At 38.7% G+C, this 22797-nt stretch carries 15 protein-coding genes and 1 pseudogene; 14 read left to right on the top strand and 2 right to left on the bottom strand.

The window, feature by feature from the left end:
* A complete protein-coding gene (locus tag SIO70_RS02345; RefSeq protein WP_320579109.1) occupies nucleotides 1-2427 on the bottom strand; it encodes a hypothetical protein in 2427 nt (808 codons plus the stop codon).
* A 693-nt stretch (nucleotides 2428-3120) separates the two neighbouring features.
* Here SIO70_RS02345 and SIO70_RS02340 point away from each other — a divergent pair.
* The 10 genes from SIO70_RS02340 to SIO70_RS02295 all read left to right on the top strand — a co-directional run bounded on the left by SIO70_RS02340 (nucleotide 3121) and on the right by SIO70_RS02295 (nucleotide 12676).
* Nucleotides 3121-4923 carry a hypothetical protein gene (locus SIO70_RS02340; protein ID WP_320579107.1) on the top strand — a complete coding sequence of 601 codons (1803 nt, stop codon included), beginning with the start codon at nucleotides 3121-3123 and terminating at the stop codon, nucleotides 4921-4923.
* 561 nt (nucleotides 4924-5484) lie between these two features.
* Nucleotides 5485-6309 (top strand): type II CAAX endopeptidase family protein, encoded by an 825-nt coding sequence (locus SIO70_RS02335; RefSeq protein WP_320579105.1) that lies wholly within the window; start codon nucleotides 5485-5487, stop codon nucleotides 6307-6309.
* A 64-nt stretch (nucleotides 6310-6373) separates the two neighbouring features.
* Nucleotides 6374-6946: a hypothetical protein gene (locus tag SIO70_RS02330; protein WP_320579103.1), complete on the top strand. Its 573-nt coding sequence runs from the start codon at nucleotides 6374-6376 to the stop codon at nucleotides 6944-6946.
* A gap of 270 nt (nucleotides 6947-7216) precedes the next feature.
* Nucleotides 7217-8248 carry a hypothetical protein gene (locus tag SIO70_RS02325; protein WP_320579102.1) on the top strand — a complete coding sequence of 344 codons (1032 nt, stop codon included), beginning with the start codon at nucleotides 7217-7219 and terminating at the stop codon, nucleotides 8246-8248.
* Between the two features lie 137 nt (nucleotides 8249-8385).
* Nucleotides 8386-9597 carry a serine aminopeptidase domain-containing protein gene (locus SIO70_RS02320; protein WP_320579100.1) on the top strand — a complete coding sequence of 404 codons (1212 nt, stop codon included), beginning with the start codon at nucleotides 8386-8388 and terminating at the stop codon, nucleotides 9595-9597.
* 33 nt (nucleotides 9598-9630) lie between these two features.
* Entirely contained in the window at nucleotides 9631-9966 is a 336-nt protein-coding gene (locus SIO70_RS02315; RefSeq protein ID WP_320579098.1) for a hypothetical protein, read from the top strand.
* Nucleotides 9967-10235: 269 nt separating this feature from the next.
* The gene (locus SIO70_RS02310) at nucleotides 10236-10592 is read left to right on the top strand and encodes a YciI family protein (protein ID WP_320579096.1); all 357 of its coding nucleotides are present in this window, start codon (nucleotides 10236-10238) and stop codon (nucleotides 10590-10592) included.
* A gap of 12 nt (nucleotides 10593-10604) precedes the next feature.
* Nucleotides 10605-11009: a SnoaL-like domain-containing protein gene (locus SIO70_RS02305; RefSeq protein WP_320579094.1), complete on the top strand. Its 405-nt coding sequence runs from the start codon at nucleotides 10605-10607 to the stop codon at nucleotides 11007-11009.
* 207 nt (nucleotides 11010-11216) lie between these two features.
* A complete protein-coding gene (locus SIO70_RS02300; protein WP_320579092.1) occupies nucleotides 11217-11438 on the top strand; it encodes a hypothetical protein in 222 nt (73 codons plus the stop codon).
* Between the two features lie 59 nt (nucleotides 11439-11497).
* Nucleotides 11498-12676, top strand: a complete 1179-nt coding sequence (locus tag SIO70_RS02295) for an RNA polymerase sigma factor (protein ID WP_320579090.1) — start codon at nucleotides 11498-11500, stop codon at nucleotides 12674-12676.
* Nucleotides 12677-13218: 542 nt separating this feature from the next.
* Here the strand turns inward: SIO70_RS02295 and SIO70_RS02290 are convergent.
* Nucleotides 13219-13704, bottom strand: a pseudogene (locus tag SIO70_RS02290) (zeta toxin family protein); the annotation flags it as partial.
* A gap of 1947 nt (nucleotides 13705-15651) precedes the next feature.
* On the opposite strand from SIO70_RS02290, the gene SIO70_RS02285 reads away from it, so the two are divergent.
* The 4 genes from SIO70_RS02285 to SIO70_RS02270 all read left to right on the top strand — a co-directional run bounded on the left by SIO70_RS02285 (nucleotide 15652) and on the right by SIO70_RS02270 (nucleotide 22556).
* Nucleotides 15652-17073, top strand: a complete 1422-nt coding sequence (locus SIO70_RS02285) for an AAA family ATPase (RefSeq protein WP_320579089.1) — start codon at nucleotides 15652-15654, stop codon at nucleotides 17071-17073.
* 58 nt (nucleotides 17074-17131) lie between these two features.
* Nucleotides 17132-18811 (top strand): hypothetical protein, encoded by a 1680-nt coding sequence (locus SIO70_RS02280; protein WP_320579087.1) that lies wholly within the window; start codon nucleotides 17132-17134, stop codon nucleotides 18809-18811.
* A gap of 538 nt (nucleotides 18812-19349) precedes the next feature.
* Nucleotides 19350-20783: an ATP-binding protein gene (locus SIO70_RS02275; protein WP_320579085.1), complete on the top strand. Its 1434-nt coding sequence runs from the start codon at nucleotides 19350-19352 to the stop codon at nucleotides 20781-20783.
* Between the two features lie 732 nt (nucleotides 20784-21515).
* Complete coding sequence (locus SIO70_RS02270; protein ID WP_320579083.1) at nucleotides 21516-22556, top strand: PDDEXK nuclease domain-containing protein; 1041 nt, start codon at nucleotides 21516-21518, stop codon at nucleotides 22554-22556.
* Nucleotides 22557-22797: the final 241 nt, after the last annotated feature.

Raw genomic sequence — 22797 nt, 5'->3', positions numbered from 1 at the left:
TTATTTTATCAGGTATTGCACTGCCATAGCAGTATTGAATTTTCCGTAGTAATAGTTGGCGGAGGAGTTGAACAGGTTCTTTCTTACATCGGCAGAGAGACTTACATTCCAGCGCTTATACAATTGAGTCGCCACCTGCTGACGAACACCAATCTGTTCAACCACATCAACACTGTTCATATAGATCAACGAGCTGCTGCAAGTTGTTTTTTTACCAAGGGTATATTGATAACCACCTTCTGTATTCAGGATATTATTGTACACAGCTGCGTTATTGACATCACGGCTATAGTTTAAGTTGACGATCACCATACCAGGACCGGCTACGACTGTCTGGGCAGAACCTATGTTCAGGAACAATGTTTTTACAGGCAGGTAATTCAACTGCTGAATACCCAGGGTGGAACTATTGCTGAATACATGACCATCGATCTTGCCATTTACCTGGGAAGTGAAGGTGATCTTGCGGTTCATATAAGCAGTGGTCTTATCTTCACGAAGAGAACTTTGTAAGAGGTTCATCCCAACAGTTACTTTCTTTGTAAAGCGGTAACGGCCATCCACCGCATAGGTCATACTGGTTCGTTTAGTACTGGTGGTAGCAGAAGTAGCAAGGTCACGAATGTCAGTACGTACACTTACGGTCGCTTTATTTTTCTTCCAGGCTCGTTTTACATAAAAGCCATATTGCATGGTACCTCTGCTGGCGAAAGGAGCGCCGGGATTTACATATCCCAGACCGGAGTAGTTAACATATACCTTATGGGTCATGCCCCATTCCTTTACACTACCATTCAAAGTAAGACCTACAGATGCAGTTGCCCACAGATCGTCCAGCAGGGCACCGGCAGCGGATTTGGAAACACCTGCAGCATCAGAGGATGTACCATACGTGCTGCTGGATTTAGAAAGTGTTACATCCAGTGTACCTAATGCGCCCAGACTCATTTTCTCTCCCACAGATCCCACAAATACATTCCTGCTAATAGCAGAGGTGTTGAAACCACTATTTGTTTGAGCTTTAGAGTTAGCATTCAAGGCAGAGAAAGAGGTACCACCTTTACCAAGTGAGATACCTTGCATGCTGTAAGAAGTCTTACCGGTAGCAGATTGCATCCCAACATCCTGTATACCCAGTTCACTGCTGTTACCAGCGAGGAGACTGATGGCTTTATTATCTTTGAGGAAAGACCCTGCCACACCAGACATAAACAAGCTATTTGAATCTCCCACACTACCCGCTTTCAGGGATTGCATGTTCGCCATCATCTTTTGCAAAAAGCTCATTTGCAAAAGTTTTCCGCCCATCTTAGCCGTGTTCTCATCTTGCTGCATCCAGTTTTCGATATTCGCATTTACCTGCTTCTGGTTGCCCAGCAACTGGTTCATTTCTTTCACATCACCCATCTGGCTTTTCAATACCAGCACTTTACGGTAATATTCAGACTGTTGATATCGTTTGTATAAAGCCTGATCATTACTATCTTTTGAAGCAGCTAATAGTTTCGCAGAATCGGCAGAAAAACTGATAGGCGAGGAGGAGCCCATAATAGACTGGCGTAACTGTGCGGTATCATAATACATGAGCTGATCACCATTGATCTTATATTTTACACCATCCTGTTCGAACGCTTTTAGGGAAGAGGTTGCATAAGATTGCATGCTACTTTTGATATCCAGGTCTTCGAGGAAGTATTTCTTTAAATCATAGTTCTTTGTCAGCTGGCTGTTCACATCACTCAAATAAGCTTCCCTGTCAAAAGAGAACTGTACGAAATGAGCATCATTGAGTGAAGGGCCAGCATAATTATAACCGGATAAAGTGGAGTAATTAATTTGAACTGGGATACCACCTATTTTTACAACATCCTGTACCACACCTTCATTCCACCAGCCGGACATCATAGCGGTAGTATCTATATAAGCAGTAGTCCAGGATACACCTTTTAGTTGGTTCTGAGGTTTGCCTGGTAAGCTAAACTTACCATTGACGGGGTTGTTGTTCCTTAACGCATAAAAACCGCGCAACTTATTATCGATATAAGAAGCGGTTTTGGAGCTGTCCTTCATATCATTGAACATGGTTTTCATACGCGCCATACCGACTGTACTATTACCAGATTCAAGGTATTGGGTAAAAGCTCCTTTGGCAGAAGAGTTCATGCCACTTAAGCCTAATTTGCTGAAAGGAATACTATCAGGAGTAGGTGCGCTTGCATGTATACTATCTGGCCCTGCCCGCTGATTTACAGCTGTAATAACGGCCTGTTTCAAAGCTGGCTGACTTAATAACGCACGATCTCCCAGGTCGGAAGGAATGGTGTCTGGGCTAACGAGTGATAGGGATAGGTACGGCTCACCGGCAAATGCACGGTGCCCAAGCATTACCAGTAGGCAACAGACTACCGATAATGCCTTTTTCAGCATTTTACACATGATTTAAAGGTTCAAACAGTAATGGAAATCATTCACGTCCCCCAAGGCATTTGAATAATAATTAAATACTGCAGTTAAATAATGGTACAAACAAAATAGCATACATCTTCACAGAATATCAAAAGATCAGGGATATCGTACAGAATCTTTGATATTTTAATCGGGCTATCTTTTCGTAGGTATTACTCTTAATAATTAATGCAAATAAAAAACAAAAATCAATAGGATTATAATTTTATACTCAATTTTTATATTGACTAATATCACCTTTCATGGCCAATTTCAGCGACTTTTACTGCTAAAATGGTGAACACCATTAACTTTTTATAGCCGAAACTCATAAATACATCTCTCACCACCCGGATTTCGTCTTTTATTTTTTAAATCAGAATTTTTCAGTTTTCCGACTATCACATCTTTTATTGTTTGGAAATAATTATGTAAGCAGAATAAGGATAACCAGCATTAAGTAAAAGCCGAAGCTTTTTTTTCATCGGTTAATCCACAACAATAATTTTTTCGCCCGGTACATTAGGATAGTCAGTAACGAACCTGGAATTTCCTACAGGCATTCTGCTTAGCGGCACCCCCATCCAGTTTCATTTAAAAACACCCGGAAAATCATTTTACTTTACCGTTTATTGTCATATCATTGTCCCCATATTTTTTAATCATCCCATTCATATGAAATTTATTTATCTCTACTTGTTAACACTTTCGATCAGCATTTCCAGTTTAGCCCAGCAAAAATCATCCGTAAATTGGGGGGAGGACATCAAACTCAAAAAAGGCTCAACAGACCTTAAAGTAGTTTGCACAGACAATACAGGCATCTACCTGGAAGAAGCCCACATAAAAATGAAATCTTATTATGTGGTTGGCGCTACCTTCAGAGGGTCGGGAACGCTTATAAAAATGAATGCCAACCTTTCAGAAATTTACCGTCGCAACTATAATAAAGATCTGCGTGGTAAAGAATTTGAACAATTTTTCCCATTAGGTAATGACCTGTTCATTTTTGCATCCTCCTATAGCCGGGGAGACAGAATGCTTGAATTATTCGCAGCAAAAGTGAATAAAGCATCCGGCGATCTGACAGTAAGATGGCAACGGGTGGCATCCTTCCAACAGGAGTCAAAGAGGGATAAGATGGAGTTCAAACTCACCTACAATGCTGACAGCTCAAAGATGGTGCTTGTGAGCAGTATACAGGGAAAAGAAAAGAACGAGTACAAAGTACAGGAGTTTGACAGTAAGCTGAAGGGCGCTAAACCTGTCGTTATTTCAAATGAATTTGAAGCAAAGAAATACCAGCTGGAAGATGTGATATATACTATCAACCGAAAGGTAATCCTGGTAGGTCGTACCTATGAATATGAAGAAGGTAAAAAGAAAAAGGAGAAGTTCCTCGACTTTAACCATTACAATATTCGCGTGTATAATGAAGCCGGCAAACAGGAATCAGAAATTAATACAACCGTTAACGGTAAATGGCTGAGCAGTACCAAATTGCTGCAGGAAAAGAACCAGGACCTGATACTGGCTGCATTCTATAGCAATGAAAAGAAAAGCCGGAGAGTAAATGGGCTGCTGGTGCAAAGGATCGATGTCAATACCGGGAAAGTGATTTCCACAATCGATAAAGCCATTAATGATGCAATGTTGTCTAATGGTGATAATGTAGAAGATGATGATAAGGATGATGGTAAGGACACTAAAGACAATAAGAAAGACAAAGAACGCAAAAATACTAAAGAAGATAAAGACAGTAAAACAGCTAAAGCAGGGAAAGAAAACACAAAAGATGGTAAGCAGGATACCCCAGAAGAAGGAGAAGGTTTCTCCCGGTACATGCAGTTCAGAAAGATCTTCTACTCCTCAGATGGTGGGTTGATGATACTGGCTGAATCTTTTGATACCTATACTTATACCACTTCAACTTACACACCGGGTACTAATGGTGCCCCCGGACACTGGTCATACACTACCTATAGGGTATATTCAAGCGGTGACTTGCTGATGTGTAAAGTGGCTCCTCAGGGTGAAATTGACTGGTTACAGGTATTACCTAAATCTCAGAGCGAAAGATATGCCGTTGGAACAACTTCTACAGGAGGTGGTGCAACAATTAGTGGTTTCAGTTTCTTTTCTTCTTTGAAAATGCCATTCTATTCAGGATTTGGTGTAGTCAGATCTGGTAATACCATTAACCTTGTGCTGAATGATAATCCTAAAAATGCCGGTGTAACTCAATCCGGACAGAAGGTAAAGTCTGTTACGCGGTTTGGTAAATCAGATTGTTTTATGATTTCCGTTGACGAGCTGACAGGTAAGATTAACCGTAAGATGATTTTCAATAACAAGGAAATACCTACTGCTATGCCAAGGAAAGGTGTCGTATTAGGAAATAACCTGTACCTGGTAGGACGTAATGATAGGATGTTTGGCAAAACGAAGATCGCTGTTGGGAAGATATCAGTGAAGTAAATTTAAAAGAGGGTGTCATAAATAAATGAGGCACCCTCTTTCTTTTGCAGAAAAAATATACCCTATTTTTGAAAAGTATCTCCGATGATAAATAATGATGCTTTAAAAAGTGGCAGAAAAAGGCCCCTTTGTGTAGAAAAGGTTTCAGTCCCGAAGCAATTACAGTCAGAATCATTTCAGGTCATGGACTCCTATTTCAATTCTCAAACCTTCTTAAAACAGAACCTGCCCCCATCAGGTACCCGGATCAAAAGAGGGAGTTCCATCTATTTCTTTTTTAATAATTTTGTTGGCCTCCCAAAACATTTTGGGTTTAAAATTTAACGTTGCCTCATCATCTAAACAATTAAAATTGAAATCAAAAATAGCGATGCTGATATGTTGGAAATGAGTAATAACTAGCAGCCAAAATCATCAGTCCAAAATAAGAATACAGGTATTGGTTTGGATATGTGATGCAGTGTTACCGTTTGGTTTTCAACAGCAAAGCGAGGGCTTCAGCGCTCCGGCACTGGCTGGAAGGTGTTTAATGCATTAAAGACAAACAGAAATAAACCTGACATGGATCAACAAGTTTCCCGGATCAAGCCTTTGGGTGTCTATTTTACTTTAGCCTACCTTATAAGCTGGTTAATCTGGTTTCCGCTATATAGCCCGGCTTTGGGCATTAAAAGCTTACCGGTGCTGGCATTTCACCACGGCATAGGTGGCCTGGGACCGCTGATAGCCTCCTTTATTACCACCTGGATATTTGAAGGTGGGGAAGGAATAAATAATCTTTTCCGCCGTATGATCAAAGTCAGGCCGCTGTTGTATGTGGTCATAGCTTTGCTTAGCCCCTTCCTGCTGGCATTTATGGCCTCTTTAATCAACTATCTGGTGAATCAGCACCCGCTGGCACTATCCGGTCTATTTGCAGCAAAAGAGTTCCCTGAGTTCAGTTTTGCGGGGTTCCTGTTATATAACCTGTTTTTCTTTGGTTGGGGCGAAGAAGTGGGCTGGCGTGGCTTTGCGTTACCCCGGTTGCAATATACATTTAATGCACTCTCCTCAAGTATTATCCTGACTGTATTTTGGGCAATATGGCATTTGCCACTATTTTTGTATCGTCCGGGCTTTATGGATATGGATGTAGCTGGTATCTTCGGCTGGGTATTCAGCCTGCTCACGGGTAGTGTGCTGCTTACCTGGTTCTACAACTCTTCCAAAGCAAGCATACTGGTTTGCGCCATTTTTCATGCTACCGTAGATATTGTTTTTCTGGCAGATTTTAACGACCAGAACATTTCTAACTACATGGGTATGCTGATTACCATTTGGGGCATTGCCACGTTAGTAATTTTTAAACCCCATAACCTGTCCCGCACTGAACAAAACTGCCAATAGCCTTTTAACACAACAATTAAAAGCATCAGACAATCCACACCCTGTAAGGTAATTTAATAGCAATATGAAAGAAATTATACAAAAAGCGCTGTCCGTATATTCCCCTATTTCCGAACCTACTGCCGAACTATTATTGGGCGCGGCAGCACTCATTCATTTGGATGCAGATCAGTACCTGGAGCAGGAACAGGATATTGTCAAGTCCGAATTCATTATTCTGGAAGGTATTGTCAGGGGTTATATTCTCAATACCAAAGGCGATGATGCAACCGTCAATTTTTATATAAGCGGCAATGCCATTACCCCTGCTATCATGCGGAGAGCCGGTAACCGCTCGATTTATAACCTACAGGTCATTTCCCGAAGCGCCCGTATTCTTGTGTTTAACAACACGAGAATGGAAGACCTGATGCCTTATAATGCGGACCTGCAACAATTCGGTAATACAGTCGTGATGCTCGACAGTCTGCGGCGGGCAGAAAAGGAAGTCCTGCTCTTAAAAGAAACAGCTAAAAACAAGTTGGCATGGTTTCGCAGCCACTACCCTGGGCTTGAAAACGAAATACAACACTATTATATTGCCTCCTATCTGGGCATTACTCCCACTTCGCTCAGCAGGGTAAGGGGAAATTCTTAGCCTCTACCCAAAATCTTGCCAAATGTAAACGGGTTTTGATGCCCCGTTGCCGAATTTTGCCGCCAAAAGAGGCAGCATTATGCCGGTATCTGTCCCCATTTTTCAATACGGATCGTCATATTGACTGGTCGGGCATATCAACTGCCCCTTTACCTGTTTTTTGCCCGCATGGGGCAGGAACAGCACATCCGGCTTGGGGGCCGGCAATGCTTTTGTGCCGCAGTGTCCCGGAGAGTATGAAAATAAACAGTATCTAATAATACATAACGAATGAGTAATATGAAAAAAATGATGACCATGGCGTTACTTGCCACCATTTTATCTGCGCAAAGTTCCCTTGCGCAATTCGGGAAGCTAAAATCAAATGTAGATAAAGCAAAAGATGCCACCAACCAGGCCCAAAGCGTTGCCGAAAAAGCGAAAGATGCAAAGGTGGAGCCAGATGAAGTTTCATCCGAAGTGAACAAAAAAACAGGCAAAGTAAATATCTACTTTTCCAAAGCGAGTTTTAGCGGAAGCAATTCGGACGCTACCAAAGACTTTAAAGAAGGAGACAACATTTATGGCCACATCGTTTTTCCCAAACCGATCAAAGAATATGTCACTGAGAACACATTGACCTTTGACGTAGCATATAAGATAGAGGGTGATGATAACTACTCGGTTAACTATGTAAAAATAGACGCCACAAAAATTAACCAGGATGCGAAAGAGCTTGATTTCGATGTGCTGGCAAAACCATTGGAAGCTACTACCCGGTATGCAGACGGAATGCAGGCTCCTTCATTGATTGCTATGGTAGTGCAAACCTCCGAGCCCGGAACCAGAATGGAATTCAACTGGAAAATAGAAGATCTGCAGGGCAATTTTTACCTGACCATTAAAAGTGCCCAAAGCTTTGCTGCTTTTGTTGCCCCTATACAGCAAAAAGCAAATTCTTTTGCCCAGGATGATGATGCCATGAAAGCAGATATGCCCGAAGAATTTAGCCAGAAAAGCTATGCCTTTACTGACCCGCAGCTTAGCAAAGCCAACATCATTAAATTCCTGCCGGCCAACATTGAAGTGCTGAAGTTTGTAGTCGGCCCTGGCGATGATTATAAAGTGATGAAGAACGAGCTGGGTGTTATCCTGTACAGACAGACCGCCCGGTATATTATGGTTGCATACAAAGACAAGAAAAACGGGAATTGCTATTATGACAACATGATCTTTGAACGCCCCTACGAAGGAAATGGCAAGTACGGCAGCCTAAAAGTGCGCACCAATGGCGAACGGATTGATTGTAGCAAAATAAAATAAGTATGCAAAAGAATATACATTTTTATAGCGCCGACCTGCGCCTGACCGGCAATTTATACTTTCCGGACAATATTGTTCCCGGCAAGAAATATCCTGCTATCATCGTTGGTGGTTCATGGACAACGGTAAAAGAACAAATGAGTGGTTTATATGCAAGGCGCTTATCTCAACACGGATTTATTACCCTGGCTTTCGATCCCCGGTATTTTGGTGAAAGCGAGGGGTTGCCCAGATATTGGGAAAACCCGGAAGCAAAAATTACCGATTATAAAAATGCGATTTCATTTATGCAAACCGTCAACGAAGTGAACCCTGAAGAAATATTTTTGACGGCGATTTGTGCTGGTGCCGGGTATATGGCTGCTGTGGCAGCAGAGGATGAACGTGTAAAAGGATTGGCAATGATAGCTGCATGGCTGCACGATGCGAACTCTGTAAGGCAGATATATGGTGGTGAAACAGGCGTACGGGATAAAATATACAGCTCTAAAATTGCGCAAAAGGCATTTAGCGAAAACGGGGAGGTTAAATATATTCCCACTATCAGTATTACGGATGCATCGGCCGCAATGTTTGGCGAATATGATTACTATTTAAACCCTTTACGCGGAGCTGTACCACAATGGAGTGCAGATAAATTTGCTGTAATGAGTTGGGAGGGCTGGCTTACGTTTAATCCTTTACCATTAGCTACCTCAGTTAGGCAGCCTGTATTAATGGTACACTCAGATGGCGCTGTATTACCTGAAAATATAAAGCAATTTTTTGCCGCCATTCCGCATTCGCAAAAGGTATTACACTGGACAGATGGTACTCAATTTGATTTTTACGACAACCCGTTACAATTGACCGAAGCAGTTGCAGCTATCAACGTTTTTTGTAAAACCCTTTTAACGTCACCTGCTTTTCCTGAAAAAAATACGGAAATAGTTCAACAAATAAAAAAACTGTTTGCCGGAGCCGATGATCGCAACTGGCAGAAGGTAATGTCGGTGATGAATGATAAAGTCCTACTCGATTATTCATCCATGAACGGCAACCCGGCTGCCATGCTCACCCCGCAAGAGATTACTGATACCTGGGCCGCCTTCCTGCCAGGCTTTAACAGAACACACCATAGCCTTTGGGGATTTGAAGTAAAAGCCGAGGAAGCTACCGCCTACGCTCATTTTACAGGAAGGGCAGAACATTGGTTAGGCAACGAATGCTGGATAGTGGAAGGAACTTATGATGTTGTTCTATCGCTAATAAATAGCCAATGGTTGATGAGGGATATAAAGTTTAATTTCATAAAACAAACCGGCAATACAGGACTACCTGTTTTAGCAACGGAAAGATTGAAGAAATAATAATTCGAACCGATCAAAAAGAAATCGACAAACATGAGCAGGAAATTTTTACCGGCAATGTTTGCAGTGGCTATTATGTTTACAGCGTGCAAAAATAGTGATGATACAACACCCACTAAAGTATATGCTTTAGGACAGCAAAATTTGCCTGGTGATGGAGTATTGGTAGCGAGATTATGGAACGATGGTGTCGCCACAGATCTGCCATATGGCACCACAATCCATTATGCTACATCTGTATTCGCATCAGGGAAGGATGTATATCTGTCCGGCTATGAGATCGGCTCAGGGGCGAAAATCTTAGCCAAACTATTGAATAATGGAGTGCCAACCACACTGCCTGGCAGTGCAGATATGGCCAAAGCCTAACCCCAAAAGGTTTATGTATCAGGAAACGATGTGTACGTAGCGGGTTTTACAAATGAAGGAGCAGGATGGTGGAAAAATGGCGAAGCAAAAAAACTTAGCGATGGCAATTCATCCGCCACCGATAATGGCATCTTTGTTAAATAAGTGGAACCTGAATCCGGGAGATCATAGCTAGTAGAAAATACCCAAACTTTGATAACTTTTGGTCTGATCTTGTCCCCTTTTATCCACTTTAATCGTTATACTTATAGACATAAAATTTAAAATAAATGAAAGAATTTGTTTTGATCTTCAGAAACAGCGTAAACGAAGGCTTCAAACCTTCACCTGAGCAAATGCAACAAGTACTGACCAACTGGATGAACTGGATGGGTAGCATGGCCGCACAGGATAAGCTGGCCGACAAAGGTAACCGCCTTTCCATGTCGGAAGCTAAAACGGTAAAACCAGGAGAGGTAATTACCGATGGCCCTTACACAGAGGTGAAAGAGTTTATCAACGGTTACATTGTTGTAAAAACATCCACTATTGATGAGGCAGTAAGTCTTGCCAAAGAATGCCCCATCCTCAACATTGGCGGCCATGTGGAAGTAAGAAAAGTAGTAACACCAGAAGACAACAGCTAAACGTACCTGGTTATGACCGTAGATCAGATAGGACATCATTACTACCTACTCGCCCAGCAAAACAAGTGGGAAGAAATCATCGATACCTATTACGATGATGAGGTAGAATCCATTGAACCGTCCAACAGCAAAAGCCAGCCTTACACAAAAGGAAAGCCAAATGTTAAGGCCAAAGCGGTGCATTTTACTTCGATGATCGAAGAATTTTATTCAGGTTATACCACACAGCCGGTCATTGCAGGCAACCTGTTTTCTGTTGGCATGGGTATGGATATAAAAATGAAGGGAGCCGGACGGATGAATTTTGATGAAATCTGTATTTTCACGGTAAGAAATGGAAAGATCATCCGTGAAGAATTTATTATGAACTGGTCTGATGGTGATGGTCACGATTATCATGCCGATGAAGGGCAATAACCGTAAGATACCAGTTTAAAAAGGAGCTAATAATGGCGGCAACCTATGTCGTCATTTTTGGCATTTATGCTTAAAATAAAAGAAAAACGATGATTTACGATGAACTACTGGCAAACCGTATTCGTAATTTCTCGCAAATATTCCTGACCTGGAAGTAGAAGAGAAAGAAATATTCCGCAGTCTTACCTTCATGGTCAATGGTAAAATGTGCGTAGGGGTGAAATGATGGTACGCTTTGACCCGGCGTTACAGAACAAACTTGCAGAAAAGGACGGATTTCGCATCATGGAGACCAGGAACGGTCCCTATAAAGGACACGGTTATGGCAGTCCACGCGCTATCCGCAACCAAAGGTATTTTACCTTCTGGATGCAACAATGCATTGATTTCAATCCCAGGGCAAAGACAAGCGGAAAAAAGAAGAAATAATGAACCCTGAAAACAATCATATCAACACCTTGATACCTCACCTATTCCGGCAGGAATATGTGAAGCTGACTGCTGTACTGAGCAGCCGTTTCGGATTACAGCATATTGAGATCGCCGAAGATATTGCCAGCGATACATTCCTGAAAGCAATCGAACACTGGTCATTATATTGCGTTCCGGACAATCCGCAAGCATGGCTTTATACGGTTGCTAAAAACAAGGCCAAAGACTACCTGAAACGGCATCAGCTTTTTGAAACACGCATACAGGATGAGATAAAACCTAAGGAAGCCGTATCGGAAGAGGAATTTGAATTTACAGAAGAGGTAATTGCCGACAGCTTGTTGTCCATGATCTTCGTGGTATGTAATCCCATAAATCCGCCATCGGCACAGATATGCCTTGCATTGCAGATCCTTTGTGGCTTTAGCGTGGATGAAATTGCTAATGCTTTCCTAACCAAGCATGAAACAATAAAAAAACGTTTGCAACGGGCAAGGGATAATTTCCGTACTGGTGACCTCCAGCTAAGAAAATTGAGTAAGGACGCCATCAATGAAAGACTGGACATTGTTTTAAAAACACTATACCTGCTATTTAATGAAGGATATTTTTCGCAAAATGAAGACAAGTTTATACGGAAGGATCTTTGTTCCGAGGCGATGCGATTAACACTGCTTCTGGTTGAGGACAGTCTTACAAATACCTCTCAGGCAAATGCCCTTCTTGCCCTGATGTGCTTCCAGAGTTCGCGGTTGCAAGCCAGAATGAACGAAAATGGCGAAGCCATTCTTTTTGAAGAACAAGATCAAAGCCTGTGGGACGAATACCTTATCAACAAAGGGAATTATTACCTGATGAGTGCTTTCGGTAAATCCGAAATATCAAAGTATCATCTTGAAGCTTCTATTGCCTATTGGCACAGCACGCAGCATGAAAAGAAATGGCAACACATACTGCAATTGTATAACCGTTTACTCGTCATGGAATACTCACCGGTTGCGGCTCTTAATCGTGCTTTTGCATTTGCAAAAGTATATGGAAATAAAATGGCCATTGAAGAAGTGGCTAAACTTAATCTTTCCAATAACAGCTATTATCACGGGCTAATGGGCTATCTGTATAGCGGCATCAATCACGAACAAGCACTATTCCATTATGGGCAGGCATTGCAGTTTACAAAGTCTGCTGTTGAAAAAAAAGTGCTGACAAGCAAAATAGACAAACTTAAAAAATAGACAAAACCCAATGAAAATTATTGCTAAGACTGTAGCTGCTGTTTTTATGATGATTTGGTTCATTCCTATGCTGAATCACAATCACTAAATAAAATTTTTGGTGGAACCATTATTTGAACAGCCTCATTGTAGGATCATTACGTAATTGTAGGTTAGGTGTATCAAAAGTTACCGCCTCTTAATATCTGAAAGGATTGGAAGAGATAGGTAAATTAGTTACCCCTTTACTGCTTTAATAATTTTCGAGACTGTAAAATTTCCTCTGCTAATTGCCTATTATTGGTGACTTATAATAGTAGGTACAAAAACCGGGGAAGGCGCAGCTGCCGCGCCATTCCCCCTTCCTCATCCCGGCAGGGTTTCAAACAATAGGAAGGAGGTTACACAAAAAATTTTACACTCTCTAGTTTCAATTGCTTTAAAATAAATTCTAATCTCATTGGGAATATTGTAATGGCCTAAGTATAACTGCAAGCCATCATTATATTTCCAACATTCAATTTTACTACAGGTAGATTTTTAAATAAAACCTTTGCTCAGTATTACTTTTGAGAAGCTATCCAATGTTGAATTTGCTCTGCTATTTCTGGCATTCCTTTTTTTAACCAGTTTTTCTTTAATGCTATCTTGTCCGCCCACAACACATCACCATTTTCTATTTTTGCTAACAATATCGGCACCTTCATCCCATCATAAAGTTCGATTACCTGAAAGGTGGTGCTGAAATTATTGATGTGCTCAAGATTCTTTTCATATACACCTCTTATAGTATCTGGGTCAACATAATGACCACCCTCAAGCACTCGCTGACCAACTCTTGCCGTGCAGTCACTTATTTTGTCAAGACAGAGATAATTCAATTGAATTTGATATCCATTTTTCTCAAATAGATCCAGATACCTCCAGTAGTCAGGATGAGAAAGTGGAGTTTCCAGAACGAAATGTTGTTTATTTTGGATGGCAAGTTGCATTTCTTTAACCAGCTTTTCCTCCATTCTGATCGTCGCAAGCCTTGTTACATCATTAGAATCAGTACCTGCATTTCTTAATTCATCCTCAAACTGTGTACGGGTTAGATCCCTGTCAAATGACTATATACCATCAAATTCCTTTGGTAACATGGTTTGTATATGAGTGGATTTTCCTGCTCCATTAGGCCCGGAAATAACAAGCAAGGTCGGCTTAGAGTAGTCCATACTCTTTTCTTATGCGGTCAGCGTCGTTGGATTCAAGCTTCTGAATTAACCTGGATTGAAATTTCTTTCCCACAGTAACTACCTGCTGTAGCTCAATACGACCGTCCGGATATTCTCTATAGACCTGCCCCTCTGGTAATTTGTCAGAAAGTATTAAAAACGGAATATTCTTACTGAAATTCCGCAACCTAAGTTTCCTAACAGTAAGTAAATAATTGTTATCTTTTACTATTGTGTTTTTGATATCCTTAGCCATAGCGTAAATATACGCTTTTGGGTATCAAAAAAGAAACCAATTGTCAAAATATTTAAATTTAAGTAATTGATTTTCAATATTATAATTTTGTGTTTAATATGCTATTCGTTGGATTTACGTGCCCCTTTAAGATCACAATGCATGTAAGAAATAAGGGTTAAAATAATTGTCTAATATTGAAATAATAATCTACATCACTTTTAAAAACAAATCCGGTCCTTCCTTTTTCAAATAGAATAAACACAATAACCCACCAATTCCCTCACTACTAACCACTCGCACATTCAAAGCACTCCTAATTACTTTGTTTTTACCATCTAATTTTCCTAACTTGTTATAGCTTTATGGGACAGTTATGAAATTCTCTAACCCAGAAGAATTCCAAGCTATACGATTTTATCCCTATTTATTAAGTGTCTTGATGTTAACGGGTAATTCTGTACCCCCAAACCTGAGAATGTATGAAATTATTGAGCATCCTGGATCACTATGAGACCACCTCATTAAACCAACTCTCATCCGACAAAATAGATGAAGCCATCAGCCTAAGAAATGATTTCGAACTTAAATGTAGTTGAAAACAAACAAGTTAGGGATTCATGATTATGTATAAAAAGCAAGAGGGACAACTTTCGATTGCGCTGTGCAAAGTCCGTGAAGTGGGAATTTATAAATGAAACACTTCGAAATTACCTGGCAGGTAGCCAATCCTGTCCGACAAGGTCTAGTCAACTTAGACAAATACACTGTCCTGATAATTCAATACACCTCACCATGCCTGAATTTTGAGGATTGAATTTACGATTAAGCATCCGGATAAGGAGTTTATACTCAAGATCAGGAGGGAGAGATTTAGGCAATAAGCATTGAAGATTCCAGGATCGCATCATCTTTTTGAAAGCACCAGATACCAACTTTATATTTTTTTTCATTAGCTGATCTGAAGGCGGAAAATCTTCCTCCTGCATACCACAGAAGTATCCGAAAGTATTTTTCCGCCCTTCTTGCTCCTCAGTAAACTCTTCCAGAATTTCCTGAAAAGACTTTTCTCTTTCTTCGCATGGCCTTTTGTGCGATGAGCAGCAGTAATATCTTGTAATAAATGTGGAATATATGGATGCATGACAACAACTATTAGTCTATTCTAATTTATGTTTTAATAAGGACCTTGATACTACGCTTTTGCCCAAAGCTAATTTTATGCTACGCATCTGATTTGCGTGGTGATTTTTGCGAGCAATCATTTGAAAATATTCTTCTATAAATAGCTATTAAGTAAGAGCTTCCCTGAATGCTTTATTCATCTTGTTTTCCTGACATTTTATTTAAATGAGATTTCGATGATTGCACCGATTTAACTTCAGATTGGAGCAGGAGTAGATTAAATGCTATTTATGTAACATATAATGTTTATTCATTGTCAAATTGGCTTTATCTAGATTTTTTTGACACTTAGAGCCAAATTGATGATCAATTTGGCTCTAAGTGTCAAAATTTGTACATTTAAAGCCAAATTGGTAATTATGGGTACAATCATTGGTCGGGAAAAAGAATTGAAGGTGCTTGAAAATGTGAAATTTTCTGACAAATCACAATTTGTTGCTGTATATGGCCGGCGAAGGGTTGGTAAAACATTTTTAATTAGAGAAGCTTTTCAGCAGGATTTTACATTTTACCTTACAGGGGTCGCCAATATAAACCTGCAACAAAATTTGTCTAACTTTCATAGAGCATTACAAAAGTTCAACTCTAATCTATCTACTCCCATTCCAGAAAATTGGTTTGAGGCCTTTGCACAACTGGAAGAACTATTATCCAAAAATACTAAGCAAAAAAAAGTAGTATTTCTGGATGAACTGCCTTGGTTGGATACTGCACAATCTGGGTTTCTTCCCGCACTCGACTATTTCTGGAATTCATTTGCCAGTGCAAGAAATGATGTTATCCTTATTGTATGTGGATCAGCTGCTTCATGGATGATCAACACATTGATTCATAATAAAGGAGGACTCCATAATAGAGTAACACACAGAATACGCCTTGAACCTTTTACATTAAGGGAATGTGAAACCTTCTTTCAGAGTCGTGGTGGAGTATTTAGCAGATATCAGTTAATTCAATTGTATATGGTGATGGGAGGCATCCCGTTTTATCTTGATCATGTAGATATTAGCATGAGTGCTACTCAGAATATTAATCGGTTGTGTTTTCAGCGGGATGGACTATTGAAAGAAGAATTTACGGATCTTTACACTTCTCTATTCAATAAGGCTGAAAAACACCTTTCAGTAATTGAAATATTAAGCACAAAAGCTAAGGGATTAACACGTTCTGAAATTATTAATAATACAGGGCTGGCTAATGCGGGAAGTACAACAAGAATATTAAACGAATTGGAGGAGAGTGGATTTATAAGGAGGTACACATCCTTTGGTAAAAAAGAGAAAAATAGCCTTTATCAGCTAAGTGATTTTTATTCCTTATTTTATATCAAATTCATACGGGGAAGTCATGCACTGAATGAGAACGAATGGATTAATGGACTTAATACTCCACAGCAGAGGGCATGGAGTGGCTATGCATTTGAGCAGGTTTGTTTTGCACATCTGTCGGAAATTAAACATGCTCTTGGCATAAGTGGCGTGCAAACAAGTTGTTCATCATGGATAAATACGGATAACGGGAAAAAGCACCAGATAGATTTGATAATAGACAGAAAGGATGATGTGATAAATGTTTGTGAAATGAAGTTTTCTATTAATCCTTTTACCATAGATAAAAAATATGGGGAAGTATTATTATCTAAAATAGACACTTTTCGAACCGCGACACATACCAATAAATCTATTTTTTTAACTATGATCACTACTTATGGTATAGTAAAAAACGTTTATTCTAATGGTATAGTTCAGAATAGTTTAACTATGGATGATCTTTTTGCCTAAATAAATAGTTTGTCGAGAAATAAGTTACATAAGTTTTATCATTTTATATATCGATACAATGGAATTGTCAATTGATAATTACAAAAATATACTGCCTGGAAATCTGGTAAAAAGATCGGAAAAGTGCATCGTAAGAGAATGTGATGAAATTGAAAAATATAAATACCAGGCTTATGTTGATGAAAATGATGTAAGCTTTGATGTCACTATTTTATTGAATGATAAAAAAGAATTGCTACATCATAATTGTGACTGTAAAAGCAAAGCTGCTTTCTGCCAACATAAAATAGCACTGTTTCTCTACATAGCAAAAAAAGGGGCGAAGAAGTCGGCAGGAAATCCTAAAAAGTCAGACAAGCTTGACATGCTTGTAAATGAAGTTGATATCGCTGACCTGCGGAAGTGGATAAAAGAGCTATTGATAAAGAATAAAGACATGGAACTTGCTTTTGTCCATCATTTTTCGAACCAGACAAGCAAGCACACACCACAGGATGTAAAGAAACTTACGCTGGATGCAGTCAAGGCTGTCATAAAAAATAAAAGGAAAATAGAAGTCGGAGAAGTGAAAAAAATTATTGATCTCTGGACAGAGATACATCTTCCTATTGTGGAGAAATATTATTCAAATTTGACTGACGTAAAATCATTTGAAAATTTTAACGCATTAGTAGAAAGCTATGAGGAAATACAAAGGAAGGTTAGCTCATCCAGTAATAAAATGATTAAATATCTGGAAAGCCTGTTTGCTAAAGTCTTAACAGCTTTAAATGAATTGCAGCATGAAGATGACTGGAATTTAGCCTTAGGCTACTTTGCAGACCTCATTGATGGAGAATCCTATAATCTGAGAATTCATTATTTATCCTTCCTGGAAAAAGCAATTGGGTGTGATGGAACACTGAAAGGGAAGGATTTAATTGATAAATTGGTAAAACGATATATCAAGTGTGACCCGACAAAATTTTACGACGGAAAAATATACACAGAAACACTATTTAATATTGTAGTAAATAATGACCTATTTGCAGTGTACCACAAGGTATTTAAACCTATTACTTTCAATAATGATTACAATGAGCTGCTGATAGATAACCTGATTAATTGCGGACATTTACAACTTGCTGAGAAATATTGCCGGGAACAGATTAAAAATAATTCCAGGGAAGAATATAATCTGCTCTATTTACAATTCATGAAAAAAATAGCTTTTCTTGAAAAGGATGAAAATAAACTAGCAGAAGTATTAAAATACCTTTTCCCTAATACATTTGATTTTGATGATTACCTTTTTATTTATTCAAGGATAGAAAACGAAGAAGAGAAGAAAAAGTGGCGCAGTAAGGTCTTATCACGAGCCAGACAATTGGCAAACTATAATACGGATGCAATGAGATTTTCTTTTAAACTAATGGAACTCGATAATAAGTATGGGAAAATGATAGATTATATCAATGACAACACTTCTTATAATATTATTTTCGAATATGCTGAAAGAATGATTCTTGCGGATAAGAAGGAATTCTTGAAAACGATTTTCAACAAGACAGATCATACATATTATATGGACGAAGACAGAGAAGTGACAGAAACAATTTCGAAGCTTCTCGGCTTGCTAAAGAAATATTATACCGAAAGTGAGATTAAAAAGAGTATAGACAATGCATCAAAATCCAGTTGGTCTTACAGAACGAATATGTTAATTGCATTTATGGCTGACACAAGAATCCAGAAATAACAAGATCTTTTTCAAATTACGATGCAATTAAGTTCGAACGATTCTAGATGCTTATTTATCAGTTATTAATGCTGAGGTGTTTTGCATTCACTGACTATTTCTTTAAACTTAAAAGCCTTCAAGTTCAATAACTTGAAGGCTTTTAAATATTAGCGGGCTACGAGGGACAACTTTCGAACCAATTCTAAGATGATTTGTCTATCATCATGGAGTATATTGAAATGAACAACTGGAATTCTTAAAATAGTGAAATTTTTATCTACCATGGTTGTGCATCATTGACTACGCTCTGTTAAAAATACTTTGCTACAAATAAAGTATAGAAATGGAAACAACGTTAATCCTGCCATTATATCCTCAATCCTATTTGAGCTTAGTTGTTCAATACAAAATTGACACTCTTATTTACCAAGGAGTAATTCATTTATATTTTCATAAGTGTCTGTTTGTCAGTTTGATTGATGGAAAATAATTTTTTATATTTCGCCATAACCACATAACTTTATATAGTTATGGCGAAATATAAATTAAATAGACAATGGAATATCTTATAGGAAGAGAGGATGAAAAAGCTATACTACAAAGGGCTTTATTGTCCAATGAGGCTGAATTAGTGGCAATATATGGTAGACGAAGAATCGGGAAAACTTTTCTGATCCGGAACTTTTACCAAAAGGAGCTGATTTTTGAATTTTCAGGTGTTCATAATGCGATTCTTAGTGACCAACTGGCTAATTTCGCTCAGGCCCTTACCCGCTCTGTGAAAGTTTCACCTATTGATATTCCAGGTAATTGGAGACAGGCCTTTAGCCTGTTAGAAAGTTACGTAGCCCCGCTTATAAAAAAGCAAAAGCGAGTACTCTTTTTTGATGAATTTCCCTGGATCCAAACGCCAAGATCGGGCTTTATGCAGGCATTCGAAAATTTCTGGAATATGTGGGCTTCCAGGCAGGAAAACCTCGTTGTAGTAATCTGTGGGTCTGCTGCGTCATGGATGATACAGAAAGTAATTAATAACCGGGGAGGGCTACATAACAGGGTAACAAAAAGGATTCGCTTGTTACCTTTTAATCTTAGCGAGATGGAAGCGTATTTGAATAGTAGAAAGATAAAACTGGATCAATATCAGTTATTGCAACTGTACATGGCAATGGGTGGCGTTCCTTTATATCTTAAAGAAGTAAATAAAGGAGAGAGTACAGCGCAGGTATTAGATAGAACATGTTTTAACAAGAATGGGTTATTGCACAATGAATTCAAAATACTTTTTCATTCATTATTCGAAGAAGCCTTACATCACATGGAAGTGATCAGGGCGTTGGCAGCTAAACCAGGAGGGCTGACAAGAAATGAAATAATTAAAGTCTGCTCGCTGACTTCCGGCGGAGGTACTACACAATTATTGGAAGAACTGTCGGAGTCTGGATTTATCACACCCTATGTGCCTTTTGAAAAAACTTCCCGGGATAGTATCTATAAGCTAACAGATGAGTATTCAATTTTTTATATAAAATTTATAGAGAATAGTAAATCACATGGAGCGGGTGTCTGGATGCGACTTTCAGAAAGCTCGTCATGGAAAAGCTGGAGTGGGCTTGCATTCGAAAGTATATGCCTTAAACATGAGCAACAGATTAAAAAAGCAATAGGAATAGCTGATGTTTATACAGAAGTGTCTCCATGGCGTTACTCTGCTAAAGAGAAAGAAGATGGAGCACAAATAGACCTTCTATTTGATAGGAGAGATAACTGTATCAATCTGTGTGAAATTAAATTTTCCATTTCTGAATTTGTTATAGACAAAAAATATGCTGCTGCATTAGCGCAAAAAGAAAGAGTTTTCCGACAGAAAACCCAAACCCGTAAAACATTATTTCTTACTCTTATAACTACATATGGAGCCAAAAAAAATGATAACTATGTTAATCTTATACAGAAAGAAATTACGATGGAAGCCTTATTCGAAAATTAGTTAACTGGAAACCTAAGCGCAGAAACGATTTGACTTCGAATACTTATAGGGTTGAAAACAAATACACCCAAACATTAAAATTCTGAACCGATTCAGCTCTACTGAGGCGAATAAACATATTCTGAATATATTGTCCTTTATCTGAAGTACTGTATAGTAAGGTCCTAATAAATACTTTGTTGTGTCGTTCGCCACCACCATCGGGGCCAAAGAAGATAATAGTTGGTTTAGTCATTTTAACTTTCCCACTTCTTATTCTTGTAAGCCAAAAAGTCAAAATTGAAACAATAAGTGCGCCTAGTGATAATGTTATTGTTATGTAATTAAAGGTTGTCATCAACAAAAACTATTTCTCCTAAATTTAAATCATAAACACTAAAAAAGGTTTAAAGCTTCTTCTGAAAATCGTAGAGCATAATGGCTCTGGATATTCTGGTCAAATATTGGGAACCCGTATGTGTGTCACAGTGTATCCAGCAGATCGAATTTGCTATTACTAAATTACAGCGATCTTTATTAGAGCATTTAACAATTATACCGCTTTGCTCAAAGGTAATTGAAAAGTGAATTATAACTCCTTGTTACTCGCGCTATTCTTTAAATGAAAATCTTGTTATTTAATTGATATTCATTTATTTACACCTCTACGAATCCTTTAAGGAGATTTGTTATTCATCTATGGATGTAGTAATTTTAATACATTCAAATATTTCAACCGAATGAATCTTTGGAATGGAGAATAAATTGATAAAAGAAGAGAAAATCTTATTTGACGAAATAAGTCAGATAATTGAAAATAGTAAGCACAAGGTGCTAATAGCAGTAAATACAGAACTCGTACTATTATACTGGAATATTGGCACAAAATTAAATAATTATGTTCTGGGGAATCAAAGGGCTGGCTACGGAAAGGAAATAGTTAAGAAGATATCTATTTCGTTAATGGAAGCCTTTGGCAAAGGCTGGGATGATAAAACATTAAGGCATTGCCTCCGTTGTGCGGAAATCTTTACAAAAACACAAATTGTCTCCGCAGTGCGGAGACAATTGAGCTGGACGCACATAAAAACCATTGCCTATTTAAAAGATGAAGTGCAGCGGGACTTTTACTTGACAATGGCCTCAAATGAGAGGTGGAGTAGCCGGCAGCTACAGGAACGAATTAATTCTATGCTGTATGAGCGTACTGCCATCAGCAAAAAGCCTGAGCTTGTAATCAAGAATGACCTTGAATTATTACAAAATAGGAGAGGAATGACAGTAGATTTTACTATTAAAGATCCCTATATACTTGATTTTCTTGGTTTACGGGATACATACAATGAAAGAGATCTTGAGCAGGCAATTATATACCAGCTACAGTTATTCATATTAGAGCTAGGCAATGATTTTGCTTTTCTCGCCAGGCAAAAGAGAATTTCCATTGATGATACAGATTATTATATAGATCTGTTATTTTATCACCGTAAGCTAAGGCGTTTAGTTGCTATAGACCTCAAATTAGGGAAGTTTGAGCATAGTCATAAAAGCCAGATGGAATTGTATCTCAGGTGGCTGGCTAAATATGAACAACAACCTCATGAACTTTCTCCAATTGGATTAATTCTTTGTGCGGATAAAAATGATGAATTGGTAGAACTTTTAGAACTTGATTCGGCGGGTATACATGTTGCGCAATATCTTCTTGAATTGCCATCAAAAGAATTGCTGAAACAAAAGCTACAGATGGCAATACAGTTAGCACAACAGAGAATAAGGGATATAAATGCTTAGATGGGTAGGTACATATCAAAAGCAATCATCGATTTCGAACGGTTATGTAGTTGATAACAAATATCTTAGTTATCCATCAAAATAGGTTTTAAAAAGCAAGACCCGCTCATAGAGCGGGTCTTGCTTTATTGCGGGCTACGAGGGACAACTTTCGAACTTATTCATAGAGGATTTATCTATTATTGATTTCTTTATTAGCACAAATGATCTGTCAATTTGATAATATTAATTACCATATCAA

Origin of the sequence: Chitinophaga sancti (genome assembly GCF_034087045.1) — a bacterium.
Classification (GTDB): Bacteria; Bacteroidota; Bacteroidia; order Chitinophagales; family Chitinophagaceae; genus Chitinophaga; species Chitinophaga sancti_B.
The sequence above is the reverse complement of the archived record's forward strand: the minus strand, read 5'-3'. Positions and strand labels throughout refer to the sequence as shown.